This window comes from Streptomyces sp. NPDC003379, from assembly GCF_053589195.1.
The window spans coordinates 50,422-72,181 of the sequence record NZ_JBSFRK010000021.1 but is presented as its reverse complement, the minus strand read 5'-3'; the positions used below and the strand labels follow the sequence as shown (position 1 = coordinate 72,181).

Annotated in this window: 27 protein-coding genes; 8 read left to right on the top strand and 19 right to left on the bottom strand. The window is 71.0% G+C overall.

From position 1 onward, the window contains the following. Positions 1-8: 8 nt before the first annotated feature. Positions 9-2,111 (bottom strand): HelD family protein, encoded by a 2,103-nt coding sequence (locus tag ACWDVB_RS21940; protein WP_451516453.1) that lies wholly within the window; start codon positions 2,109-2,111, stop codon positions 9-11. Positions 2,112-2,247: 136 nt separating this feature from the next. Here ACWDVB_RS21940 and ACWDVB_RS21935 point away from each other — a divergent pair, with 136 nt between their 5' ends. Next, the gene (locus ACWDVB_RS21935) at positions 2,248-2,892 is read left to right on the top strand and encodes a TetR/AcrR family transcriptional regulator (protein ID WP_451516452.1); all 645 of its coding nucleotides are present in this window, start codon (positions 2,248-2,250) and stop codon (positions 2,890-2,892) included. Between the two features lie 53 nt (positions 2,893-2,945). Here the strand turns inward: ACWDVB_RS21935 and ACWDVB_RS21930 are convergent, their stop codons facing one another. Continuing rightward, positions 2,946-3,704: a TetR/AcrR family transcriptional regulator gene (locus tag ACWDVB_RS21930; protein WP_451516451.1), complete on the bottom strand. Its 759-nt coding sequence runs from the start codon at positions 3,702-3,704 to the stop codon at positions 2,946-2,948. Between the two features lie 169 nt (positions 3,705-3,873). Here ACWDVB_RS21930 and ACWDVB_RS21925 point away from each other — a divergent pair, with 169 nt between their 5' ends. Both ACWDVB_RS21925 and ACWDVB_RS21920 read left to right on the top strand, forming a co-directional pair. After that, on the top strand, positions 3,874-4,824 hold the full coding sequence (locus ACWDVB_RS21925) for an ATP-binding cassette domain-containing protein (protein ID WP_451516450.1): 951 nt from the start codon (positions 3,874-3,876) through the stop codon (positions 4,822-4,824). Further along, positions 4,817-5,560: an ABC transporter permease gene (locus ACWDVB_RS21920; protein WP_451516509.1), complete on the top strand. Its 744-nt coding sequence runs from the start codon at positions 4,817-4,819 to the stop codon at positions 5,558-5,560. The genes ACWDVB_RS21925 and ACWDVB_RS21920 overlap by 8 nt, the downstream gene beginning before the upstream one ends. Here ACWDVB_RS21920 and ACWDVB_RS21915 read toward each other — a convergent pair. The 3 genes from ACWDVB_RS21915 to ACWDVB_RS21905 form a co-directional block, all read right to left on the bottom strand. Next, complete coding sequence (locus tag ACWDVB_RS21915; RefSeq protein WP_451516449.1) at positions 5,528-6,673, bottom strand: phosphotransferase family protein; 1,146 nt, start codon at positions 6,671-6,673, stop codon at positions 5,528-5,530. The two genes, ACWDVB_RS21920 and ACWDVB_RS21915, sit on opposite strands and share 33 nt — an antisense overlap. Positions 6,674-6,774: 101 nt before the next feature. Continuing rightward, positions 6,775-7,485, bottom strand: a complete 711-nt coding sequence (locus ACWDVB_RS21910; RefSeq protein WP_451516508.1) for an HAD family hydrolase — start codon at positions 7,483-7,485, stop codon at positions 6,775-6,777. Between the two features lie 42 nt (positions 7,486-7,527). After that, on the bottom strand, positions 7,528-8,430 hold the full coding sequence (locus tag ACWDVB_RS21905) for a winged helix-turn-helix domain-containing protein (RefSeq protein ID WP_451516507.1): 903 nt from the start codon (positions 8,428-8,430) through the stop codon (positions 7,528-7,530). 124 nt (positions 8,431-8,554) lie between these two features. Between ACWDVB_RS21905 and ACWDVB_RS21900 the strand changes: the two genes are divergently transcribed. Then, a complete protein-coding gene (locus ACWDVB_RS21900) occupies positions 8,555-8,743 on the top strand; it encodes a hypothetical protein (RefSeq protein ID WP_451516448.1) in 189 nt (62 codons plus the stop codon). A 24-nt stretch (positions 8,744-8,767) separates the two neighbouring features. On the opposite strand, the gene ACWDVB_RS21895 is transcribed toward ACWDVB_RS21900, so the two are convergent. Beyond that, positions 8,768-9,676, bottom strand: coding sequence for a FadR/GntR family transcriptional regulator (locus ACWDVB_RS21895; RefSeq protein WP_451516447.1), 909 nt, complete (start codon positions 9,674-9,676; stop codon positions 8,768-8,770). Positions 9,677-9,904: 228 nt separating this feature from the next. Here ACWDVB_RS21895 and ACWDVB_RS21890 point away from each other — a divergent pair, with 228 nt between their 5' ends. After that, positions 9,905-10,090: a hypothetical protein gene (locus ACWDVB_RS21890; RefSeq protein WP_451516446.1), complete on the top strand. Its 186-nt coding sequence runs from the start codon at positions 9,905-9,907 to the stop codon at positions 10,088-10,090. Between the two features lie 142 nt (positions 10,091-10,232). On the opposite strand, the gene ACWDVB_RS21885 is transcribed toward ACWDVB_RS21890, so the two are convergent. Both ACWDVB_RS21885 and ACWDVB_RS21880 read right to left on the bottom strand, forming a co-directional pair. Further along, on the bottom strand, positions 10,233-11,504 hold the full coding sequence (locus tag ACWDVB_RS21885) for a GNAT family N-acetyltransferase (protein ID WP_451516445.1): 1,272 nt from the start codon (positions 11,502-11,504) through the stop codon (positions 10,233-10,235). Between the two features lie 83 nt (positions 11,505-11,587). Further along, the gene (locus ACWDVB_RS21880) at positions 11,588-12,190 is read right to left on the bottom strand and encodes an RsiG family protein (protein WP_451516444.1); all 603 of its coding nucleotides are present in this window, start codon (positions 12,188-12,190) and stop codon (positions 11,588-11,590) included. A gap of 171 nt (positions 12,191-12,361) precedes the next feature. On the opposite strand from ACWDVB_RS21880, the gene dtd reads away from it, so the two are divergent. Further along, positions 12,362-12,799, top strand: coding sequence for a D-aminoacyl-tRNA deacylase (dtd, locus tag ACWDVB_RS21875; RefSeq protein WP_451516443.1), 438 nt, complete (start codon positions 12,362-12,364; stop codon positions 12,797-12,799). Between the two features lie 15 nt (positions 12,800-12,814). Here dtd and ygfZ read toward each other — a convergent pair whose 3' ends face one another. Genes ygfZ through ACWDVB_RS21860 form a run of 3 tightly spaced genes read right to left on the bottom strand, consistent with a single transcriptional unit; the run spans position 12,815 to position 14,847 of the window. Then, positions 12,815-13,780 (bottom strand): CAF17-like 4Fe-4S cluster assembly/insertion protein YgfZ, encoded by a 966-nt coding sequence (gene ygfZ / locus ACWDVB_RS21870; RefSeq protein ID WP_451516442.1) that lies wholly within the window; start codon positions 13,778-13,780, stop codon positions 12,815-12,817. A gap of 34 nt (positions 13,781-13,814) precedes the next feature. Continuing rightward, complete coding sequence (locus ACWDVB_RS21865; RefSeq protein ID WP_451516441.1) at positions 13,815-14,258, bottom strand: Fur family transcriptional regulator; 444 nt, start codon at positions 14,256-14,258, stop codon at positions 13,815-13,817. 16 nt (positions 14,259-14,274) lie between these two features. Continuing rightward, a complete protein-coding gene (locus tag ACWDVB_RS21860) occupies positions 14,275-14,847 on the bottom strand; it encodes an FABP family protein (protein ID WP_451516440.1) in 573 nt (190 codons plus the stop codon). A 244-nt stretch (positions 14,848-15,091) separates the two neighbouring features. Between ACWDVB_RS21860 and ACWDVB_RS21855 the strand changes: the two genes are divergently transcribed. Then, positions 15,092-15,454: a DsrE family protein gene (locus ACWDVB_RS21855; protein WP_451516439.1), complete on the top strand. Its 363-nt coding sequence runs from the start codon at positions 15,092-15,094 to the stop codon at positions 15,452-15,454. Between the two features lie 8 nt (positions 15,455-15,462). On the opposite strand, the gene ACWDVB_RS21850 is transcribed toward ACWDVB_RS21855, so the two are convergent. The 8 genes from ACWDVB_RS21850 to ACWDVB_RS21815 all read right to left on the bottom strand — a co-directional run bounded on the left by ACWDVB_RS21850 (position 15,463) and on the right by ACWDVB_RS21815 (position 20,704). Next, on the bottom strand, positions 15,463-15,723 hold the full coding sequence (locus tag ACWDVB_RS21850; RefSeq protein WP_451516438.1) for a DUF3099 domain-containing protein: 261 nt from the start codon (positions 15,721-15,723) through the stop codon (positions 15,463-15,465). Positions 15,724-15,836: 113 nt separating this feature from the next. Next, a complete protein-coding gene (locus tag ACWDVB_RS21845; RefSeq protein WP_062773190.1) occupies positions 15,837-16,124 on the bottom strand; it encodes a DUF1416 domain-containing protein in 288 nt (95 codons plus the stop codon). Between the two features lie 53 nt (positions 16,125-16,177). Beyond that, positions 16,178-17,023 (bottom strand): sulfurtransferase, encoded by an 846-nt coding sequence (locus ACWDVB_RS21840; RefSeq protein ID WP_451516437.1) that lies wholly within the window; start codon positions 17,021-17,023, stop codon positions 16,178-16,180. A 154-nt stretch (positions 17,024-17,177) separates the two neighbouring features. After that, a complete protein-coding gene (locus tag ACWDVB_RS21835) occupies positions 17,178-17,258 on the bottom strand; it encodes a putative leader peptide (RefSeq protein ID WP_356580218.1) in 81 nt (26 codons plus the stop codon). 195 nt (positions 17,259-17,453) lie between these two features. Then, entirely contained in the window at positions 17,454-18,206 is a 753-nt protein-coding gene (locus ACWDVB_RS21830; protein WP_451516436.1) for an LmeA family phospholipid-binding protein, read from the bottom strand. A 131-nt stretch (positions 18,207-18,337) separates the two neighbouring features. After that, the gene (locus ACWDVB_RS21825; protein WP_451516435.1) at positions 18,338-19,585 is read right to left on the bottom strand and encodes a hypothetical protein; all 1,248 of its coding nucleotides are present in this window, start codon (positions 19,583-19,585) and stop codon (positions 18,338-18,340) included. A 5-nt stretch (positions 19,586-19,590) separates the two neighbouring features. Continuing rightward, positions 19,591-19,845, bottom strand: coding sequence for a MoaD/ThiS family protein (locus ACWDVB_RS21820; RefSeq protein WP_451516434.1), 255 nt, complete (start codon positions 19,843-19,845; stop codon positions 19,591-19,593). A gap of 13 nt (positions 19,846-19,858) precedes the next feature. Then, on the bottom strand, positions 19,859-20,704 hold the full coding sequence (locus ACWDVB_RS21815) for an alpha/beta hydrolase (RefSeq protein WP_451516433.1): 846 nt from the start codon (positions 20,702-20,704) through the stop codon (positions 19,859-19,861). Between the two features lie 263 nt (positions 20,705-20,967). On the opposite strand from ACWDVB_RS21815, the gene ACWDVB_RS21810 reads away from it, so the two are divergent. Further along, the gene (locus ACWDVB_RS21810) at positions 20,968-21,747 is read left to right on the top strand and encodes a response regulator transcription factor (RefSeq protein ID WP_451516432.1); all 780 of its coding nucleotides are present in this window, start codon (positions 20,968-20,970) and stop codon (positions 21,745-21,747) included. The last annotated feature ends 13 nt before the right edge of the window (positions 21,748-21,760 follow it).

The window sequence follows — 21,760 nt, the reverse complement described above, 5'->3', positions numbered from 1 at the left end:
AGAGGGTCCTACGCCTCCCACGGCAGGGGTCCGCTGTGCACCACGTCGAGCCGTGACACGGCCCGGGTCAGTACGACGTACAGCCGGTGGAGGCCGCGCCGCTCGGCCGCCGCGATCGCGGCCGGTTCGACGGCGACGACATGGTCGTACTCCAGGCCCTTGGCGAGGGAGGCGGGCAGCACGGTCACGCGGGCGCCCAGCTCGTCGGGGCCCGCACTGTCGATGCCGGCCGTGTGCAGGGCCGCGCGCAGCCGCTCGGTGTGCGCGTCGGCGGCGATGACGCCGATCGACCCCTCGCGCCCGAGCGCGCCCCGCACGACCTCGGCCACGGCGGCCTCCACCTCGACTGCGTCCCCCTCGGTGGACTCCACCGCTGCGGACTTCCCACCGCGCACCTTCCGGACCCGCAACTCCCCGTCCGCGCGCATCGACCGGGCGGGCGGCACGTCCACGTCGAGGTGGGCGAGGAGCCGGTTGGCGAGCCCGACGATCGCCCTCGGCACGCGGAACCCGATGGTCAGCGGAGTCACCGTGGCGTCCGGTTTGCCGAGGTGGCCCAGCAGCTCGGCCCAGCTGCGGGCCGCCCAGGGAGTGGTGGCCTGTGCGAGGTCACCGAGGACGGTCAGCGAACCGAAGTCCGCGCGGCGCGCGATGGCCCGGCACTCCATCGGCGAAAGGTCCTGCGCCTCGTCGACGACGATGTGCGCATAACCGGCCGGCCGTTCGAGAAGCCCCTCGATCTCGTCCATCAGGACCAGATCGGCGGAGCTCCACTTCACGGATTTCACCGACTTCGCGGACTTGTACGAGCGTGGGGGCCTCGTCCACAGGATCTTCCGCTGCTCCTCGGCCCCGAGAACACCCTCCGCGGCGGCGGCGAGCGCATCCGGATCGCCCAGCAGTCCCGCGAGGACCTCGTCCGCCCTGACCTTGGGCCAGACCTGGTCGACGAGGGCGCTCAGCGGGCGGGACCGGCCGATCTTCTGCACCCAGGTGTTGTTCCGCGGCCCGGACCGCCGCTCGGCCTGCTCCTGGACGGCCCGCACGACACGGCTCCGCACCCGCTCGCGCCCCACCGCGTACGACGGCTCCTCGCCCCGCACGCCCTCGACGATCCGCTCCAGCTCCTCCAACGGCAGCCGCCAGCGGTACGACCCGTCCGGCACCGCGAGCGCCTCGGCGGGCGCCCGGACGCGTGAGTACAGGGCGCGGCGCAGCACCTCGGCCATCCGGGCGTCGTGCTTGACGAGCGCGGCGGCCGCACTGTCCTCGGCGCGCACCGGATGCCGCCCGACCTCGTCGAGGACGGTGGACTGCCGTACGCCCGTCTCGCCGAGGGACGGCAGCACCTCGGCGATGTAGCGCAGGAAGGTGCGGTTGGGCCCGAGGATCAGCAGCCCGGAGCGCCGCACCCGCTCGGGGTGGGTGTACAGGAGGTACGCGGCACGGTGCAGGCCCACGGCGGTCTTGCCGGTGCCGGGCGCGCCCTGCACACAGAGGGAGGCGGTGAGTTCACCGCGTACGAGGTCGTCCTGCTCGGGCTGGATGGTGGCGGCGATGTCCCGCATGGGGCCGACGCGGGGCCGCTCGATCTCCCCGGCGACGATGCGGCTCGCGCCTTCCTCGGCCTCGCCGTCGGTCAGGTGCTCGTCCTCCATGCCGGTGAGGTCCGAGGAGTCCCCCTTGCTGCCGGGCGCCCACCCGAACCGGCGGCGGACGGCGACGCCCTGCGGGTCGCGGGCGCCGGCCTGGTAGAAGGCGCGGGAGACGGGTGCGCGCCAGTCGACGACGAGGGGCGGCGCGGAGGGATGCTCGGTGATGCGCAGCCGCCCGATGTGATAGCGCTGCCCGCGGTGGTCCCCGGCCTGGGCCGCGTGGGTTCCGGTGGCGGCGAAGTCGAGGCGGCCGAAGAAGAGGGGCGCTTCGGGCAGCTCGCGGAGGGCCTTGGCGTGGCTGCGGAACTGGTAGCCGAGGACCTCCGCGTCGGCACCGGACGCGGAGACGTCGGCTCCTCCGACGACTCGCTCCTCGGCGCCGTCGACCATCGCGGCGAGGGCGGCCCGGCAGGCGTCGTGGTAGCTGCGTTCGAGGCCGAGGGGTGACGTGTCCATACGGCCACGATAATGTAACTGAGTTAAATTTGATACCGAGGAACGTACGGTACCGAGTGACTTTCGATACCGAGTGACATTCGACACCGAGTAACGTTCGTAACTCGGTAATGCCCCCGCCCCCTAGACTCACCACATGAGCGAAGAAGAACCCCCCGAGCCGGGCCTGCGGAGCCGCAAGAAGCAACAGCGCTACCGCACGATCTCGGAGACAGCGATCACCCTCTTCCTGGAGAAGGGCTTCGACAAGGTCTCGGTGGCCGAGGTGGCGGCCGCGGCGAACGTGTCCAAGCCGACCCTCTTCCGCTACTTCGCGTCCAAAGAGGACCTGGTCCTGCACCGCTTCGCCGACCACGAGGACGAGGCGGCCCGCGTGGTCACCGCCCGCCCCGCCAAGCGCCCCGCGCTGGACGCGCTGCAACGCCACTTCCTGGACGGCCTGGAACGCCGCGACCCGGTCACCGGCCTCTGCGACGACCCCGCGGTCCTGGCCTTCCACCGCCTCCTCTACGGCACCCCGTCCCTGGTGGCCCGCATCCACGGCTACCAGAACCGTTCCGAACTGGCCCTGTCCGAGGCCCTGCTCATCGCCCACGGCGGCAATCCTCTGGAGTCCCGCCTCGCCGCCGGCCAGATCGTGGCCGTGCAGCGCATCCTCGCGGAGGAGAACTGGCGCCGGATCACCACGGGCGAGACGGCGGACGAGGCCTGGCCGGACGCGGTGACCTCCGCGAACAGGGCGTTCAGCCAACTCCGCTCGGGCCTGACGCGCTACGCGTGACGCGCTACGCCTGCCCCTGCCTCCCCCGGGCACCCGGTCACCGGGTCACCGGGTCACCGCCCCTCCACCAACACCGCGACCCCGTCCAGCACCCGCTCAAGTCCGAACTCGAACTCCGTGTCGGACTCATCGGCCACGTCAAGCACTCCCGCCCCCAACACCCGCCGCAGCGCCGGAAACCGCCCGGGATCCACCGAGGTCAACGCGTCGACCGTGCGGGCATACCGCCGCATGACCTCGTCCGGCGCGACCCCCTGCGCCCGCATCGCCGCGTCGAGGTCGGCCATGAGCGAGACCTCGTTGCGGACGTAGCCGCCGACCAGCATCATCACGGAGATCTTCCGGCCCTCCTCCAGCCCACTGCCGTCGAGGACCTCCAGCCCCCGCTCCATCCACTCCAGGCCATGCGGCGTCGCGGGCGGTGAACTGATGGGGATCCGCAGCAGCCACAGGTTCCGCTGGAAGACCGCGCGCTGCTCCCGCGCCCACCATTCGAGCCCGGCCCGCCACCCGGCCGCGGACGCGGGCCGCCGGGGCGGGGCGCCGGAGGCGGCGTCCTGCATGAGGACGTACAGGTCGTCCTTGGCGGAGACGTAGCGGTAGAGGGACATGGTCGAGACGCCGAGTTCCTTGGCGACCCGCCCCATGGAGACCGCGTCGATGCCTTCGGCAGCCGCGACGCGGATGCCCGTGTCGACGATGCGTTCCAGGGTGAGTCCGGGCTTCGGCCCCTTCGAGGGCCGCTCCCGCAACCCCCAGGCCGTTTCGAGGCCGGCGGAGAGCCCCGTGTCCTCACCACTGCCGGCCACCATGCGCCCACCCTTTTCCCGCTCGCCCTCACCCGCTCTTGACGCACATGGTAGTTCTGCGTAAGCCTTACACAGTCACGCGTATGGCATACGCAATACGAGCGGCGCCCGAGCAACACCACATCCGAGCAGCACCGCACCCGAGCAACACCGCACCGAGGAGCACACACCCATGCCCGGAGCCCCCACGCCCCCTGCCATCCAAGCCACAGCCCTCCACAAGACCTACGGCCCCGTCCCCGTCCTGCGCGGCATCGACCTGCACGTCCCGCGCGGCACCGTCTTCGCCCTGCTCGGTCCGAACGGCGCGGGCAAGACGACGACCGTCCGCATCCTCGCCACGCTCACCGAGCCCGACGCGGGAACCGCGCGCATCGTGGGCCACGACATCCGCACGCACCGCCGCGAGGCGCGCCGGTCCCTGAGCCTGACCGGCCAGTTCGCGGCGGTCGACGAGAAGCAGACCGGCGCGGAGAACCTCCGCATGATGGCGCGGCTCGCGGGCCTGTCCCGCCCGGCGGCCCGGGCCCGCGCCGCCGGACTCCTCACCCGTTTCGGCCTCGCCGACGCCGCCGACCGCCTGGTCGCCACGTACTCAGGAGGCATGCGCCGCCGCGTGGACCTGGCGGCGGGCCTGGTCCGGGACCCGGAGGTGATCTTCCTGGACGAGCCGACGACGGGCCTGGACCCGCGCAGCCGCAAGGAGATGTGGGACGTCGTCCGCGAACTGACGGCGCGCGGCACCACGGTCTTCCTCACCACGCAGTACCTGGAGGAGGCCGACCGGCTGGCCGACCGCATCGCGGTCCTGCACGAGGGCCGCGTCGTCGCCGACGGCACGGCCGCCGCGCTCAAGTCACGCGTGGCGGGCCACCGCCTGGACGTCACGCTCACCACGCGGGAGGCGTATCTGCGCCTGACGGGCCGAGCCGCGCACCACTCCCCCGACACCCTCACCCTCGGCATCCCCACGGACGGCACCGCCACTCACGTACGCGCCCTCCTCGACGGACTCGACCCCCACCGCACGGAGATCGAACGCTTCGTCCTGCACACGGCGACGCTCGACGACGTCTTCCTGACCCTGACCCAGCCGAAGGACCCCGCCCATGCCCATGCCTGACGCCCTCACCATGACCGGCCGCTCACTGCGTCTGAGCCGCCGCAACACCGACGCGCTGATCACGGCCCTCGCCCTGCCGGTGATGCTGCTCCTGGTCTTCGTGTACTTCTTCGGCGGCGCGATCGACACGGGCACGCGGTACGTGACGTACGTCGTCCCCGGAGTGCTGCTCCTCTGCGCCGGTTTCGGCTCGTCGAACACGGCCGTCGCCGTGACCGAGGACCTCAAGGGCGGCATCATCGACCGGTTCCGTTCGATGGACATCGGCGGCACCCCGATCCTGATGGGCCACGTCCTCGCCTCCACGGCCCGCAACCTGATCGCGACGACGCTCGTCCTCGGCGTGGCCTTCGCCATCGGCTTCCGCCCGTCGGCGACCCTGCCGGGCTCGCTGGCCGCGCTCGCCGTGCTCCTCGCCTTCATCCTGGCCCTGTCCTGGCTCTCGGCGACGGTGGGCCTGCTGGCCAAGTCCCCGGAGGCGGCGGGCGGCTTCACGTTCTTCGTGAGCTTCCTGCCCTACCCCAGCAGCGCCTTCGTCCCCACCGACACGATGCCGGCCTGGCTCGCCGGCTTCGCCGACCACCAGCCGGTCACCCCGGTCATCGAATCCCTCCGCGGCCTCCTCCTCGACCGGCCGGTGGGCCACACCCCGTGGCTGGCACTGGCCTGGTGCGCGGGCATTCTGGGGGTTTCGGTGGCGCTCTCAGGGACCCTGTTCGCACGACGCGCCCGCTAGGGACGGATACCAGTCCCGCAGCGCCCGCTCCGCCCGCCGCTCGTCCGGCACCTCGGCCAGCTTCAGGGGCTCGGCGGCCCGCCGCAGGGCCCGGCAGACCAGCGTCGACGCGAGCGCGTAGTCCGCGTCGTCCGGTTCGCCCGGCAGCGCGGTCAGATCGAGCGCGGCCCGCATGATGTCGGGGAAGACGGACTGGGCGTACTCGAAGTCCAGGTAGACGGGCAGGTCGGTGGCCAGGCCCGCCGTCATGCCCCCGTGGCCCGCGTCCTCCATCGCCTCGGCCCACAGCTCTTTCATGCGGGTCTGCTCGTCCTTCTCGTACTCCATGCGTACGAGATGAGTGGCGAGGTCGTGCAGGGGGTCCCCGAACATGGCCAGTTCCCAGTCGATGACCGCCATGTGCCTGCGGTCGACGACGACGTTGGCGCGGTGCACGTCGGTGTGGAGGAGGCAGAAGGGGCGTGGTGTCAGGGGCGGGCGGTCCGGGTCGTCGCGGAAGGCCGTCATGACGTCGGGGCGGATGCCCACGGCGGTGAAGAGGTCGCCGAAGCGCCGGCGATTGGGCCGGTGCACCCGCTCCTCGGTGAAGCCGATGAGCCAGTCGAGGAACGCCTGGCTCTGCCCCGACTCGGGCCAGTCGGCCGGTCTGGGCGGCAGCTCCTCCTCGGGCACCCTCGCGGTCCTGGCGAAGAACCTGGCGAAGGAGCGCATCATCGGCTCCCCGACGGGCCCCTCGGGCTGCACTTCGGACAGGGCTCGCCCCGCCCGGTACGCGTGGAGGGACCAGTCGCCGAAGTCACGGAAGCAGCGCGGCACTTCCTTGAGGTGCCGGCACACCACCTTGAGCACGTCCGTCTCACTGGGCCAGATGCGCGGCACCACCTCCACGGTCTCGCGCGGCACCCGGCATTTGACCCGGGCCCGGAACGGCATCGTGCGCAGCAGCAGGGCGAGGGACCAGCCCAGCGGCACCACGTGGTTGATGTTGTGGTGGCCGGCCACGACCTCGCGGTCGGGGTGGTTTCTGTGCGAGTCGGCGAGACGTCGGATCCACGACTCGCGGCGCCCGCTCTTCGGCGCCTCGTGGGGGGAGCGAGGCGGAGGTGACGGCATGAGCGCAGAGGGTATCCGGTGCACGGAACCGTTTTTGCCACTTGCCGCATCGTGGACACCGGCGCGCCGTTCACCACCACCGCCCGCTCCTTCGTGCCTCCTCAAGCCCCCTTGCGCAGACAGCGCAGGACCGGCTCCAGGGACGAGACGAGATGGGTGCCGCCCGCGTCACGCAGCAGCCCTGCCTTACGTCCGTTGCGCGCGTAGCCGAGGAAGCCCACCCCGGCCCGCCGGGCCGCCGCGTAGTCGGTGGGGGCGTCGCCGATCATCAAGGTGGCCTTCGGGTCGGCGCCCAGGGCGCTCAGGGCGCGCAGTACGCAGTGCGGGTCCGGTTTGAGCAGCCGCAGGTCCTGGGTGCGGCCGTAGATGTGCGGGGCGAAGCACTCCAGGAGGCCGCGGGAGGCGAGGTAGCTGCTGACGGCGCGCGGGGAGTTGTTGGTCGTGACGGCCAGCCGGACGCCGACCGCCGACCAGGTGCGGATCAGCGGATCGACGTACGCCGTGGGCCAGGCGGACGCCACGGCGTTCAGCTCCTGCTGGGTGAGCCGCTCCTCCAGCTCTTCGACCAGGTCGCTCCGGGGACGCCGACGGTCGACGGCGCGCAGCACCAGGTAGGGGTCGGGCTCCTGCCGCTCCTCCGCGGTGAGCAGGCCGCGCAGGCCCCGCCCCTCCAGACGCCGGACCTGGTCCTTCGCCACCTCCTCGGCCGAGAGCCTGGCGAAGAGGCGGCAGATGGGGCCGTCGAAGTCGAAGAGTACGAATCGAACAGGACCGATCAGATCTCGGAGCCTTTCGGTCTCCTCATCGAGCATCTCGGGCCATATCGCGTCGGATCGCGTCGAGTCAGAGGTCACTTAAGAGAGTGTCAGGTCCGTGGTGATGGTTGCCCAGAGCGCGTCGAACCACTTCTGCGACTCGTCGACGAACAGGGCGTCGCGCGAGGCCTCCACCGCCTTGCCGAAGGAGAAGAGCGGCGCCTTGATACCCGGGACGTCATAGAGGTCCACGTTGTCGCTGCCGCCGTCGTCGCTCAGCTCCAGCTGCTGCGGGACCAGCGTGTAGTACGCGAGCAACGCCTCCCCTCCGTTCAGCAGATACAGCTTGACCGGCGTGGTGAACGGCAGCGCGCGGAACTGTACCGACACGTCGATGCCGTGCGAGGCCCGCAGTGCGCGCAGGTTGTGCCGCAGCACCTGGCCCTGCGCGTTCCGCTGGGCGAGCCAGCGCTGGTGGAGGCGGTGCCGGCTCTCCGCGTCGCCCTTGATCGGCACCGGGAAGGCCAGCTGTATGTCGCTGCTCGGCAGCAGGATGCGCACCTTGATCGACTCGGGGCGGATGCGGCCCTCGTGAATCAGGCGCACCGGCTCGCCGAGGGCGATCATCAGCGTCTCGGCGGTGTACGACACCACGTCGATCCGCACATCCGGCTCCGCGAACGCCGCGGCGAGGCGGGGGGCGAGGGCGACCATGGAGGGCTGGGGGCCCTGGCTCGCCGGGGCCGGGTCCGAAGCGGCGACGCGGGGCGGGCTGCCCTTGCTGACGTTGGACAGGAGACCTTCGCTCTGGAGCTTCTTCATCGCCTGCCGCACGGCCCCGCGCTCCACACCGAACTCCTCGGCGAGCTCGGCCTGGGTCGGCAGACGGTCCCCCGCTTTGAGCAGGCCCGCCCGGATGCGGTCACGGAGGGTGTCGGCGATGTCCTGGGGTGAGAGCTTTCTGCTGCCGTTCACTGCAACGTTCTCCTGGGTCACGACCAAAAGATACAACTGACCGCCATCTCGGGGCAGTTGACTGGAGTTGTTTATTCCGTCCGGCCAAGTGGGGACAACTCAAGCAGAGTTGGTTGCCAACTTGCTCAAGATGGCAGAAGGGGGAACCACCATGCCCGTCATAGCCCTCCTCGCAGCCGTGGTCGCGGTCACCGTCGAGCAGCTCGTGCAGTGGAAGTACGGCCCGATGGGCATCGCCGGTCTCCTCCTGCTGACCATCGGGGTCAAGGCGAAGAGCCCCACGTGCAGCTCCATCGGCGCCGCCGTCCTCGCCCTGATGGTGACGGGGCCGGCGATCTGACCGGCCGGCGGCGGGTGTCCGCGATCAGCCCGCCGCCAGCTCCAGGTCCCTGCTGATCGTGTTCCACAGGGCGTTGAACCACAGGTGGGACTGTTCCACGAACGTCGTGTCCCGCAGGTCGTCCCCCTCCTTGAACGGGAAGAGCATCGACTGCGTGCCCTGCGCGTCGTACATCTCCAGGGACTCCTGACCGATCTCCTCGTCCCGCTTGGTGAGCGTGTAGTACGCGAAGAGCGCCTCCGCGCCATTGATCAGATACAGCTTCACCGGCGGCGTGAACGGCAGCGCGCGGAACCGCACCGACACGTCGATGCCGTGCGAGGCCCGCAGCGCCAGGAGGTTGTGGCGCAGCACCTGCCCCTGCGCGTTGCGCTGGTCGAGCCAGCGGCGGTGGATCCGGCCGCCCTCGTCGTCCCCGCTGTCGACCGGGATCGGGAAGGCCAGGTCGATGTCGCGGCTCGGCAGCAGCACCCGGACGTCGACCTTGGCCGGTTTGCGCTGTCCGGCGTGGATCTGCCGGAGCGGTTCGCCGATCGCCATGGTGAGCGAGACGGAGGTCAGACAGAGCGCGTCTATCTCCACGTGGGGGGCCTCGAAGGCCGCCGCGACGCGGGGCGCGAGGCCGACCGTCGTGGGCTGCGGGCGCGCCGAGGCGACCGTGTCGAGCGCGCGCTCCGGGGCTTCCGCGACCGTGGCGGGGCTGCCCTTGGACACGTTGGACAGGAGGTGCTCACGGTGCAGGATGCGCAGCGCCTCGCGCACGGCTCCGCGCTCCACGCCGAACTCGTCGGCCAGTTCGGCCTGTGTCGGCATGCGCTGACCGGGCCGCAGCGATCCGGACCTGATCCGGTCGCGCAGCGCGTCGGCCACCTCTCGGTGTGAACGCCGCCTCTTGCTCCCGTTGACGGGTGCGTGTTCCGTGCTCACAACCAAACAGTACAACTTCGCGCCATCTTACGGGAGTTGCAGGAAAGGTGGTTATGAGTCGTCTCCTGGCGGAGATAAGTCAGTTGAAGTTGGTAGCCAACTTTGGCGACATGGTCAGATCCCTCCGGGGTTGGCCACCAGCCATCGGCAGCCGCGGCGAAGTTCGCTCCCGGGACAGCCAGTTGGTCACCGGCCCAACGGGGTCCGCCGCCCCGATCCCGAAGGAGGAACGTCATGCCGCTCATCGCCATCGTCGTCGCCGCCCTCGCCATCGGTTTCGAACAGCTCATCCAGTGGAAGTACGGTCCACTGGGCATCGTCGCCTTCGTCCTGCTGACCGTGGGGATCAAGGCCAAGAACAACAAGATCAGCGGGGTCGGGGCAGCGCTCCTCGTCCTGCTCCTCGCACAGTCGGGCTGACCCGCCCGGCTGGACGGATCCGACTGACCGGGCTCCCATCCGGAGGGGAGCCGGGAGTCCGGTCACCGTCGGAGAACCGAGCCCCGGCTCCCGGCTACGGGGGGCCGGGGCTCACACACGCCCCTCGCCCCCTGGGCCTGCCTCAGAAAAGGTCCTGGCACCACGGACGCCTGGCCGTCCTGAACAGGGCGTCGGCCACCGCGGCCGCCCCGGCCCGCTCCTCCACCACCCGCCCCAGCGCCACGAGCCGCGCCATGGACTCGTCACCGAGCCACACCCGCCCCAACTCGCCCACACTCAGACTGAGATCGGGGGCCTCCCCACTCGGCACGCACACCCCGCCACCGTCCGGCGCCGCCTCAAGCCGGTAGCGCCCGCCCGCGAGCCCCGCCTCGTCGACGACCTCCAGGACGAGCGCGCCCGCCCCGCCGTACGTACGCGCTTCCAGGGCCCGTACGACATCCAGGAGCCGCACCCAGAGCCAGTCCGCGTGCCCCGTCACCCGGGCGGCACGAGGATCCGGCAGCAGCTGGGGAAGCAGGTCGTCGGGGGCCAGCCAGCCGCTCTTCACGGTGACGACCTTGTCGACCGAGCAGACGTAGTGCCACAGGGCGCGCTCGGCGGCGGGCGTGACGGCGGTCATCGAGAGCACCGTCGCGGAGTTCCGCGGCAGCAAGGAGTCATCCCAGTCGTAGGGGGGCGTGCGGTACACGAGCAGGCCGTCGACGCGCCCCGACGGATCGCGGTAGAGGGCGTAGAACGGCTCCTCCCAGGGGAATTCGGGCGCGGCCAGCTGCCCGGTGTTCATCAGCCACCAGCGCTCGTCGCGGTCGATGGCGCCGTGCCGCGCGGCCCTGAACCGCTCATGCAGCTCGGGCCCGAACTTGCGTACGTCCTCACCGTCGACGAGGTCGATGCGGGCGCCCGCCTCCTCCGGCCGCGACCAGCGCGGGTCGAGCCCCGAGCGGGTCACGTCGACCGTCCACTCGGTGGCCGCGGTCGCGGGCCCGAAGCCGTACCGCCCGTAGATCCGGTACTCCGCCGAGATGAGCGTGGCCACCACGTCACCGCGCTCCTTCGCCGCGGCGAGGTCGGTGGCCATCATGCGGCTGAGGATGCCACGGCGCCGGTGCGTGGGGCTCACGGTCACCGCGGAGATCGCGTTGGCGGCGACGGTGGCACCGCCCACCGCGGTGAGCTGCTGCCGGTAGGACCGGTACGTCCCCACGCAGCGGCCGCGGTCGAAGGCGCCCTGCATGCCGCCCATGTCACCGCGCGAGCGCACGTTGGCCAGGGCCTGGTCCGAGATGGTGGCCCGCGCCTGCAGGAACCCGGCCTGGGCGGCCCGCATCCAGCCGGGCAACTCGGCGTCGGCGACCGCCCTTACCTCGACATCACCCTCGTGATCACTCATGCGCCCACGCTAGGCAGGGCGGCGCCGCGACCGCACTCCATTTACGCACCGGCATATGTCACCGGCCGCCCGCCCCGCCCGCGTCACACCAGCAGGTCGTCCACCTGCGCCTCACCCTCCCGGTACCGCCGGGCGATCTCCGCGCTGCAGTCGTCCGCCGTGCGCTGCAGCGACTGCCGGCGCCGCGAGACCTGCTGTTCGTACCGGACCAGGCGCCCCATGGCCGTGTGCAGCTCCTCGTCCGTGCGGGCGGCGAGGTCGGAGAGCTGCACCTCGGCGAGCATCTCCGTGGCCAGGAGGCGGTACTCCTCGCTGTGCGGAGTGCCGAGCGTGACGTGCCGGGCCGAGGAGCGGTGCCGGGCCGGTGCGTCCGCGAGGATCTCCGAGAGCCGGTCGACGACGGGCGCGTCCGGCGTGGGCGCCAGCGGGACCCGACGGCGCGCGATCTCGGCGCGCAGGATGTCGATGCGCCCTTGCAGCAGCCGCCGCACATAGCTGAGGTCGGCCTCGTCCTGCTGCGCCGCCCGCCGCAGCTCCCGCAGATCGGGCAGGCGCCGGGCGACCAGATCATGCCCGGCCACGTCGGGCAGCAGCGGGCCTTTCGTGCGCTGTGTCGGCGGACGCGGAACCGGCGTGCGCCGCAGCGAGATGTGGCCCGGCGGCTGCCCCGTACCTGGTGTGCTCATATGCCTCTCCCCGTCCCCTCGACCGGCCTACGCGGTACACCGCGTGTGAGCATGGTGCCACCCCCAGTGGCCGCTATGTGAATGAGTGCCCGGAATCCGCCCCAGATGGGGGGATCGGGAGCATCCGGGAGGCCGCGCCCGAACGCCCGCACGGCACGGCATGATGGCCGTATGCGAGCAGTGGTACAGCGGGTCGACGGCGCGAGCGTGGTCGTCGACGGCGAGGACGGCCCCGAGACGGTGGGCGAGATCAGCGGCGAGGGCCTGTGCGTCCTGGTGGGCGTCACCCACGACGACACCAAGGAGAAGGCGGCCCAACTGGCCCGCAAACTCTGGACGTTGCGCATGCTGGCCGACGAGAGGTCGTGCAGCGACATTGACGCGCCGCTGCTGGTCATCAGCCAGTTCACGCTCTACGGAGACGCCCGCAAGGGCCGCCGCCCCACCTGGAACGCGGCCGCCCCCGGCGATGTCGCCGAGCCCCTGGTCGACGAGGTGGTCGCTCAGCTGCGCTCCTTGGGCGCGACGGTGGCGACGGGCCGCTTCGGGGCGCAGATGAGGGTGGGGCTGACGAACGACGGTCCGTTCACGGTGGTGCTGGACATGTGACCGCGGGGCGCGCCCCTACGGCTCGACGACGACTTCCTGCGCGGCAGCGATGTCCCCGGCGACGAGCTCCGCATCGACCGGCACGTTCCGCTTGATGAGAGCCAGCGCGATCGGCCCCAGCTCGTGATGGCGTACGGCCGTCGTCACGAATCCCAGCTTCCGCCCCTCGGCCCCTTCAGCGGCGAGGTGCAGCGGAGTACCCGCCACCGGCAGATGCACCTCGCTCCCGTCCAGGTGGAGGAAGACCAGGCGGCGTGGCGGCTTCCCCAGGTTGTGGACGCGGGCGACGGTCTCCTGCCCGCGGTAGCAGCCCTTCTGCAGATGCACCGCCGTGCCGATCCAGCCCAGCTCGTGGGGGATCGTGCGGTGGTCGGTCTCGAAGCCGAGGCGCGGCCGGTGGGACTCGACCCGCAGCGCCTCGTACGCGAGGAGCCCGGCCGCGGGGCCGTGCCCGGCGGCGTACGACTCCAGGTCCGTGCGCGGCAGGAACAGGTCGCGGCCGTGTGCCGTCTCGCGTACGACGACGCCCTCGGGGACCGCGGCGATCGAACCGGCCGGCAGATGGACGACGGCGAAGTCGTCGGTCCGGTCGGCCACCTCGACGCGGTAGAAGAACTTCATGCCCTCCAGGTACGCGATGAGCGCGTCCTGCGTGCCGGGCTCGACGTGCGCCCAGACGGTGTCGCCGTCGTCCACGATATAGAGCGCGTGTTCGATGTGACCGTTGGCGGAGAGGATCAGTGCTTCGGTGGCCTGGCCGGGCGGCAGCTCGCTGACGTGCTGGGTGAGCAGCAGATGCAGCCAGCTCAGCCGGTCGGACCCGGTGACGGTGATCACGCCGCGGTGCGAGAGGTCGACGAAACCGGCGCCGTCGGCGAGGGAACGCTGCTCGCGGAACAGTTCGCCGTAGTGCGCGGCGACGCCTTCGTCCACGCCCTCGGCGGGGACGGCGCCGGGCAGGGACAACAAGGGGCTCTTCATGTTCACAAAGAGTACGACCAGCGGGGCGCGGCTTTTATCTCTGGCCGGGCTTCTCTTTCCGGGAGCACGTCCCGCACTGCCCGAAGATCGCGAAGTGCTTCAGGTCGGTGTCGAAGCCGAAGGTCTCCCGCAGCTTGGCGGTGAACTCCGCGGCGATCTCCGTGTCGGCCTCGATGACGTCCGTACAGTCCCGGCAGACCAGGTGCATGTGGTGGTGCCGGTCCGCCAGGTGGTACGTCGGCGCGCCGTGCCCGAGGTGGGCGTGCGAGACGAGGCCCAGCTCCTCCAAGAGCTCCAGCGTGCGGTAGACCGTGGAGATGTTGACCCCCGACGCCGTCCTGCGCACTTCGCAGAGGATGTCGTCGGGGGTCGCGTGCTCAAGGGTGTCGACGGCTTCGAGGACAAGCTGGCGTTGCGGTGTCAGCCGGTAGCCGCGCTGCCGCAGGTCGCTCTTCCAGTCGGAGTCGGTACTCGCCACACCGTGAAGTCTAGGTCTACTTGAAGAAAGCGATGCCGTCGTCGGGCAGATCACCGAGATTGCGCGCCATGTCGGCGACCTCCTCGGGCGTGACGACCTTCTTCAGCTGCGCCGACATGTAGGGGCGCAGCGGCACCTCGGGGGTCTGCTTCTCGCCGACCCACATCAGGTCGCCCTTCACATAGCCGTAGAGCCGCTTGCCGCCGGTGTAGGGGCCGGAGGCCGCGGTGCGCGCCACGGCGTCCGTGACCAGGTCGATCTGGGGCTTCTTGTCGGCCAGCTCGCCGTACCAGACCTCGACGACGCCGTCGTCGCGGACCATCACGACCTCGACCTTGCGGTCCTTGTCGATGCGCCAGAAGCCGGACTCGGACTCCAGCGGCTTGACCTTGTTGCCCTCGGAGTCGAGCGCCCAGGTGTACGAGCGGTACTCGATGAAGTCCCGCCCGTCGTGCGTGAAGGAGACCTCCTGGCCGAAGTTCGCCTTCTCGGCGCCGGGGAAGTCGGTGACGCCCGCGCCCGCCCAGTTGCCGAGGAGGAAGGCGAGGGGGAGGAGGTCGGGGTTCAGGTCGGACGGAATCTCGATCATGGGAAGCTCAGGCGATCTGTGGAGGTCTGGAGGTGGCGGTGGTCAGCGCTGGCCCTGGTACAGCTTCTTCACGGCGAGCCCGGTGAAGGCGAGGACGCCGACGCAGACGAGAACGAGCAGGGCGGAGAAGAAGGCCTCAAGCACGGGGTGCTCCTCGGTGAGCTGGTGGGGCAGGTATCAGAGCCGGTCCCACTGTAGTCGGGCGGCGCCCGTCCCTCTCTGTGAGGGGCCTTACGATGCGGCCATGGCGAAGAAGCTCGTGATCAAGGTGACCGCCGGGGCCGACGCCCCTGAGCGCTGCTCGCAGGCCTTCACGGTGGCGGCCGTGGCCGTGGCCAGCGGAGTGGAGGTGTCGCTCTGGCTGACCGGTGAGTCGTCGTGGTTCGCGCTTCCGGGGCGCGCGGCCGAGTTCGATCTGCCGCACGCGGCGCCGCTGCCGGATCTGATCGACTCGATCATGTCGGCGGGCCGGATCACGCTCTGCACGCAGTGCGCGGCGCGGCGCGACATCTCGGAGCAGGACGTCATCGCGGGCGTGCGGATCGCGGGGGCGCAGGTCTTCGTCCAGGAGGTGACGACGGACGGCGTCCAGGCGCTCGTGTACTGACCGCCGGTCTACCGACGGTGCCGCTTGCCGTCCAGTTCGTCCCACCACTCGTCGGACTTGGGGTCGCCCGAGGGATCGTCCCACCAGCGGTCCTCGGGTCCGCGCCGGTTGGCGACCATGGCGGCGACCGGTGGGATCACCATCGCCACCACGCACATGCCGACGGCGACGGGGACGGACCAGAGCCGCACGACGCCCCACGCCAGGACGAACAGGGCGACGCACGTGCCCATCATGACGAAGTAGGCATGGCGCCGTCGCGCGTACATACGTCCAGCCTAGGCCCGGACGAGCCGAAGGGCCGCACCCCGTTCCAGTGGCGTCCAACCCCCTGGGGTGCGGCCCTTCAGCCGTTCTCGGCGCGGTAAGGACCCGATCGCGGTCAGACCGCGATCGCGACCTCCGCGAGGCCGCCCGTCCGCGCGACGACCGTGCGGTCGGCCGTGCCGCCGGGGATCAGCGCCCGGACGGTCCACGTGCCCTCGGCGGCGTAGAAACGGAACTGACCGGTCGCCGAGGTCGGGACCTCGGCGGTGAACTCGCCGGTCGAGTCGAGCAGGCGCACGTAACCGGTGACGGGCTCGCCGTCGCGGGTCACCTGGCCCTGGATCGTCGTCTCACCGGGCTTGATCGTCGAAGCGTCGGGGCCGCCGGCCTTTGCTCCACACATGTGTACTCCTGAGGGGGAAGGGAGGTCGGGGTGTCTAACTTGAGCGGGGGGTCTTACTTGTTGGCGCCGAGCTCGATCGGCACGCCGACGAGCGAGCCGTACTCGGTCCAGGAGCCGTCGTAGTTCTTGACGTTGGTCTGGCCGAGCAGCTCGTGCAGGACGAACCAGGTCAGGGCGGAGCGCTCACCGATGCGGCAGTACGCGATGGTGTCCTTGGAGAGGTCGACCTGCTCGTCCTCGTAGAGGGCCTTGAGCTCGTCGTCCGACTTGAAGGTGCCGTCGTCGTTGGCGTTCTTCGACCACGGGATGTTGCGGGCGCTGGGCACGTGGCCGGGGCGCTGCGACTGCTCCTGCGGGAGGTGGGCCGGGGCGAGCAGCTTGCCGCTGAACTCGTCGGGCGAGCGCACGTCGACCAGGTTCTGCGCGCCGATGGCCGCCACGACGTCGTCGCGGAAGGCGCGGATCGAGGTGTCCTGGGGCTTGGCCTTGTACGCGGTGGCGGGACGGCTGGGCACCTCGGCGCCGTCGACCAGGTCGCGGGAGTCCAGCTCCCACTTCTTGCGGCCGCCGTCGAGGAGCTTCACGTCCTGGTGGCCGTAGAGCTTGAAGTACCAGAAGGCGTAGGACGCGAACCAGTTGTTGTTGCCGCCGTAGAGGACGACGGTGGAGTCGTTCGCGATGCCCTTCGCCGACAGGAGCTTCTCGAAGCCCTCCTGGTCGATGAAGTCACGGCGGACCGGGTCCTGGAGGTCCTTGGTCCAGTCGATGCGGATCGCGTTCTTGATGTGGTTCTTGTCGTACGCGGAGGTGTCCTCGTCGACCTCGACGATGACGACCTTCGGGTCCTCGATGTGGGCCTCGACCCAGTCGGCGTCTACCAGGACGTCGCTGCGGCTCATAGTTCTCTCCTCCGGGGCAGTTACGGCGGTGCGGCGGTGCGAGGGGACGTGCGGGTACGGCTGTGGCACGCGGGGAGGCGCGGCGTACGTGGCACGGGGTGGCCCTGACCGAAGTCGTCAACGGGCCGGGGGAATACGGGAGTCCGAGCTCCCGCTAGAAGGTGCGACAGAGCATGGCGGCGACGCGGCACAGGTCTACTGCCCGCCGCTTCGTGAGGTCCGCCTGTCGGTTCATGGGGTCGATCGTAGGGATGCGGAGGCGGCTGTGTCACCGGTGCTCCGCATAGTGAGACTCGATCGTCCACAGTGTGAGAATGGTTGAAGCCGGCGGCCGCCCCGGTGGGGCCGCCGGCCCGCTGTCGTCCCCGTCACATCCGCCCGCCGGACGGCTGCGTCTCGCACTTCGGACGCGGCCGCTCCGCAAGGGGGCTCAGCCGGTCAGGCTCACGTTCGAGCCCGTCACCGACATGTCCACGCCGTCCGTGGCCACCTCGACCTTCTCCAGCTTGATCCCGGCCGGCAGGTCGTCGATCTTCTGCTCGAAGTCGGTGACGTCGCGGACCATGCCCTCGGGCAGCGGGATGGAGACGCCGAGCACGTCCAGCTTCTTCGGGATCTCGTCGGCGTGGACCACGATGGTGTCGCCCTCGACCCGGACCGAGCTGAGTACGTGGACGGGCTTGGGCAGCTTCGCGCCGCCCTTGCTGACCTCGACCTCGACCTTGATCTTGCCGTTGCCGCCGTCGGAGAGGCCGACGACCTTGCCGGTGGCGCCGAGCGGCAGCTCGACGGGCTCGGACTTGCCGGCCTTCAGGAGCTCGTCGTACGTGATGTGGGCGGTGCCCGTGGCGGTCGCGGCGGTCGCCGAGCTGTAGTCGCCGGAGAACTTCACGCCCTTCATGTGGGCCGTCAGATCGGCGATGCGGACCGAGTCCGAGCCGGACTTCGCGTCGTAGTCCTTGATGCCGACCTCCACGTCGTCGAGCTCGCCGCCCGCGACCTGGGTCAGGAAGGGGAACCCCTTGATGGAGACGTCGGGAGCCTCGCTCAGCCCCTCGTTGGTGCGCAGCTTCTCCGCCGCCTCGCCCTCGGCGAAGTTCACGGCGAGCCGGTCGGCCGCCACGAACAGACCCCCCAGGATCACGACGACGATCAGAAGTATTCGTACGGCGCGCTTGCTCATGTCCGGTGTTCCCCCACCCTGATCCCCCGCCTCTACTGTCCTTGCCGCGAGCCTAAAGGACAGGTCCCCGGCCATTGAGCCCGGCCGGGGACCTGTCGATCAGCTGTGACGATCGCGTACGAGGGCGGTGGTCAGCCGATGGCGCGCCCCAGGAGGTAGACGGCCGGCGCGGCGGCGGCCAGCGGCAGCGCGACGCCCGCCGTCATGTGCACGAAGCGGGACGGGTAGTCGTAGCTCGCCACGCGGTGTCCGATCAGCGCGCAGACACCGGCGCCGAGGGCCAGCAGCGCGCCCTTGTTCCCCAGGTCCGTCATGCCGCCGACGGCGACCCCGGCCCCGGCCGCCGCGAGCAGCGCGACGACGACGGAGGCGGGCGTCGGCAGCGGCAGCGCGCGGGCGAGGACCGCGACGGCGACGGCGATGCCGCCCACGGTGACGGCGTCGGACGCGGCCGCGAGGTGCCCGGCGGCGATGATCGCGAGCGCGGCGGAGGCGACGGTGGCCATGAGCCCGTACATCCGCTCGTCGGCCCCGGCACGGCTGCGCAGCTGCAGGACGAGCACCAGCAGCACCCACACGCCGAGAGTGCCGAGGATCGCGGCGGGCGCGTTCTGCCTGCCCACGGCGAGGAGCGCGGCGTCGGCGGCGACACCGCCGAGGAAGGCGAGCGCGATGCCCTGCCGCGCCGGCCACATCCCGTTGAGCCGGAACCATCCGGCGGCGGTCACGGCCTGGAGGATCACCAGCGGGACGAGCAGCGCGTACTGCCCGGCGGCGGCGCCCGCGGCGAGCAGCAGCCCGAGGAGCGCGGTCAGGGCCGCGGGCTGCATCCCCGGCTCCATGACGGGCGACCGGCCCTCGGCGCGGGCGCGCTGGGCGTCGGTGAGGCGGGCGTTGCCGGTGGTGGTGGCGGGGCCGTAGGTGGAGTCCTCGGCGTCTCCCGCACCGGCCGCCGGTGGAGCCTGCTGCTCACCCTGCGAGGGCAGATACGCGGTCTCCGTCACGTCCACCGCCACGGCGGGCGGCTGCGCCTGCGCCTCCCAGGTCTGCCCCTCCCACTGCTGGGCGTACTGATTCTGGGCGTACTGCTGCTGGGCGTACTGATTCTGCGCGTACTGGTCCTGGCCGTACTGGCCCTGGGCGTACTGCTGCTGGGCGTACTGCTGGGGGTCCGGGTAGGGCTGGGCGTACTGCTGCTGCGGGTCCGCGTACGGCTGCTGGGCGGCGTACTGCTGCTGGTCCGGATACGGCTGCTGCTGGGCGTACTGCTGCTGGTGGTCCGGGTACGGGGCCTCGGGGTACTGGGCGCCGGGGTGCTGCTGCCCGGAGTCGGAGTACGGGTCGTACCCCTCGTACCCCTCGTACGGCTGATTGGACATGGCGCTCATCCTCCTGCGAACGGCGGGAGCACCTCGACCGTGCCGCCCTCGGCCAGCCGTACGGTCTCATGCCCTCGGGTCCCGACGGGGTCGCCGTCGATCAGGAAGGAGCATCGCCGCAGCACCCGGACCAGTTCCCCGGGGTGCCGCTCGCGGGCGGCGTCCAGCGCCTCGGCGAGCGTCACCGCCGCGTACGGCTCCTCGGCGACGCCCGCGGCCGCCTTGGCAGCGGCCCAGTAACGAATGGTGCCGTTCACCATGCGACCTCTCCTCTCAGTCGGCGGTTGCCGACGTCCATGATGCCGTGGCCCACGCCGCGATCCGCCCGATCAGCTCGTCCGAGGCCGCGTGCTCCGCGTGCCCCATGCCCTCCTCCAGCCACAGTTCGGCGCCGTGCGGCGCGGCGGCGGCCAGTGTCCTCGGGTGGTCGACGGGGAAGTACGGGTCCCGGGTGCCGTGCACGAGGAGCAGCGGCGTCCCGCCGATGAGGGGGACGGACTCCACCGGGGAGAGGGGCACGGGGTCCCACTCGTGCGGGTGGATTCGCGTGCGGAGCCCGAAGCGGCCCACGACGCGCCCGGCGGGCCGCGTGATGACCCAGTGCAGCCGCCGCATCGGCGCTGTCCCCCGGTAGTACCAACGCGCCGGGGCGCTGACCGCGGCCACCGCGTCGGTCCGCGCTTCCGTGCGCCCCCGGTGCGACGCGGCGTGCCGCAGGACCACCGAGCCGCCCATCGAGAAGCCGACGGTCACCACGCGCGCGTGGCCGAGCGAGCGCGCCCACTGAACGGCCGCCGCTAGGTCGAGCACCTCGCGGTCGCCCACCGTGGAGTGCCCGCCGGAGGCCCCGTGCCCCCGGAAGGAGAAGGTGATCACGGCCGCACGCTGGGCGAAGACGCCCGCGACGCGGCGCACGTGGGGCCGCGCCAGGTCGCCGCTGAAGCCGTGCGCGACCACGACCGCGACGCCGCCACCCGGCCCGGGACCGGAGTCGTACGCCGCGTCGATGGCGACCCCGTCCTGTGTACGGAGCGTTGCGCGACGCCGAACGTGAGGCTGCTCGCGAGTGATCGGCTGCACAGAAGATCGCGCCGCTTGACCTGCCGGACCGGAACTCATGTGAGCTATTGTGCTGGGCAGAGGATCCGGGCAGCGACGCCCCCGGGTCCTTTTGTGCTTTCAGGCACGCCGTGAGACGACGGCGCGCGGGGCCGCGGGCGCGGGCCCCGGGAACACAGCAGTGAAAACGGCGCCAACGACGCCAACGCAGCAAGACGTACGAAGCAGTGCCGTAAACGTCCTCGCAGGGACCGAGGAGGAACCGACGTTATGGGCGAGCGAAACGTGCACGACCGCAGGACGACCCGAGCAGGTGAGGGGCGATGAGTTCTCTGCTGCTCCTGACCAATGCCCTCCAGCCGTCGACGGAGGTGCTCCCCGCCCTCGGCCTGCTCCTTCACAACGTGCGCGTCGCCCCGGCGGAGGGGCCCGCTCTCGTCGACACCCCCGGTGCCGACGTCATCCTCGTCGACGGGCGCCGCGACCTTCCGCAGGTGCGCAGCCTCTGCCAGCTGCTGCGCTCCACGGGCCCCGGCTGTCCGCTGGTCCTCGTGGTCACGGAGGGCGGCCTCGCGGCCGTCACCGCGGACTGGGGCATCGACGACGTACTCCTCGACACGGCAGGACCGGCCGAGGTCGAGGCGCGGCTGCGGCTCGCGATGGGCCGCCAGCAGATCACCTCCGACGACTCCCCCATGGAGATCCGCAACGGCGATCTCTCCGTGGACGAGGCGACGTACAGCGCGAAGCTGAAGGGCCGGGTCCTTGACCTGACCTTCAAGGAGTTCGAGCTGATCAAGTACCTGGCGCAGCACCCGGGGCGGGTCTTCACGCGCGCCCAGCTGCTCCAGGAGGTCTGGGGCTACGACTACTTCGGCGGCACGCGGACGGTCGACGTCCATGTGCGGCGGCTGCGGGCGAAGCTCGGGGTCGAGCACGAGTCGCTCATCGGGACCGTCCGGAATGTCGGTTACCGGTTCGTGGTCCCGGAGAAGGTGGAGCGGGCCGCCGAGGAGGAGAAGGCGAAGGCGGCGAAGCCCGCGTCCGAGGGGACCGCGGCGCCCGAGGCCGGGGAAGCCGTCGTACGGCCTACGGGACGGTAGGTCCATCCGCGTA

Bases quoted from the DNA above. Each gene is read 5' to 3' on its own strand.
- ACWDVB_RS21920 (WP_451516509.1), top strand. From the start codon at position 4,817: ATGCCTGACGCCCTCACCATGACCGGCCGCTCACTGCGTCTGAGCCGC.
- ACWDVB_RS21900 (WP_451516448.1), top strand. From the start codon at position 8,555: ATGCCCGTCATAGCCCTCCTCGCAGCCGTGGTCGCGGTCACCGTCGAG.
- ACWDVB_RS21840 (WP_451516437.1), bottom strand. From the start codon at position 17,023: ATGAGCCGCAGCGACGTCCTGGTAGACGCCGACTGGGTCGAGGCCCAC.
- ACWDVB_RS21850 (WP_451516438.1), bottom strand. From the start codon at position 15,723: ATGTACGCGCGACGGCGCCATGCCTACTTCGTCATGATGGGCACGTGC.
- ACWDVB_RS21930 (WP_451516451.1), bottom strand. From the start codon at position 3,704: ATGGTGGCCGGCAGTGGTGAGGACACGGGGCTCTCCGCCGGCCTCGAA.
- ACWDVB_RS21915 (WP_451516449.1), bottom strand. From the start codon at position 6,673: ATGCCGTCACCTCCGCCTCGCTCCCCCCACGAGGCGCCGAAGAGCGGG.
- ACWDVB_RS21910 (WP_451516508.1), bottom strand. From the start codon at position 7,485: ATGCTCGATGAGGAGACCGAAAGGCTCCGAGATCTGATCGGTCCTGTT.
- ACWDVB_RS21810 (WP_451516432.1), top strand. From the start codon at position 20,968: ATGAGTTCTCTGCTGCTCCTGACCAATGCCCTCCAGCCGTCGACGGAG.
- ACWDVB_RS21925 (WP_451516450.1), top strand. From the start codon at position 3,874: ATGCCCGGAGCCCCCACGCCCCCTGCCATCCAAGCCACAGCCCTCCAC.
- ACWDVB_RS21890 (WP_451516446.1), top strand. From the start codon at position 9,905: ATGCCGCTCATCGCCATCGTCGTCGCCGCCCTCGCCATCGGTTTCGAA.
- ACWDVB_RS21835 (WP_356580218.1), bottom strand. From the start codon at position 17,258: ATGAACCGACAGGCGGACCTCACGAAGCGGCGGGCAGTAGACCTGTGC.
- ygfZ (WP_451516442.1), bottom strand. From the start codon at position 13,780: ATGAAGAGCCCCTTGTTGTCCCTGCCCGGCGCCGTCCCCGCCGAGGGC.
- ACWDVB_RS21815 (WP_451516433.1), bottom strand. From the start codon at position 20,704: ATGAGTTCCGGTCCGGCAGGTCAAGCGGCGCGATCTTCTGTGCAGCCG.
- ACWDVB_RS21860 (WP_451516440.1), bottom strand. From the start codon at position 14,847: ATGATCGAGATTCCGTCCGACCTGAACCCCGACCTCCTCCCCCTCGCC.
- ACWDVB_RS21855 (WP_451516439.1), top strand. From the start codon at position 15,092: ATGGCGAAGAAGCTCGTGATCAAGGTGACCGCCGGGGCCGACGCCCCT.
- ACWDVB_RS21880 (WP_451516444.1), bottom strand. From the start codon at position 12,190: ATGAGCACACCAGGTACGGGGCAGCCGCCGGGCCACATCTCGCTGCGG.
- dtd (WP_451516443.1), top strand. From the start codon at position 12,362: ATGCGAGCAGTGGTACAGCGGGTCGACGGCGCGAGCGTGGTCGTCGAC.
- ACWDVB_RS21820 (WP_451516434.1), bottom strand. From the start codon at position 19,845: ATGGTGAACGGCACCATTCGTTACTGGGCCGCTGCCAAGGCGGCCGCG.
- ACWDVB_RS21825 (WP_451516435.1), bottom strand. From the start codon at position 19,585: ATGTCCAATCAGCCGTACGAGGGGTACGAGGGGTACGACCCGTACTCC.
- ACWDVB_RS21940 (WP_451516453.1), bottom strand. From the start codon at position 2,111: ATGGACACGTCACCCCTCGGCCTCGAACGCAGCTACCACGACGCCTGC.
- ACWDVB_RS21830 (WP_451516436.1), bottom strand. From the start codon at position 18,206: ATGAGCAAGCGCGCCGTACGAATACTTCTGATCGTCGTCGTGATCCTG.
- ACWDVB_RS21935 (WP_451516452.1), top strand. From the start codon at position 2,248: ATGAGCGAAGAAGAACCCCCCGAGCCGGGCCTGCGGAGCCGCAAGAAG.
- ACWDVB_RS21885 (WP_451516445.1), bottom strand. From the start codon at position 11,504: ATGAGTGATCACGAGGGTGATGTCGAGGTAAGGGCGGTCGCCGACGCC.
- ACWDVB_RS21845 (WP_062773190.1), bottom strand. From the start codon at position 16,124: ATGTGTGGAGCAAAGGCCGGCGGCCCCGACGCTTCGACGATCAAGCCC.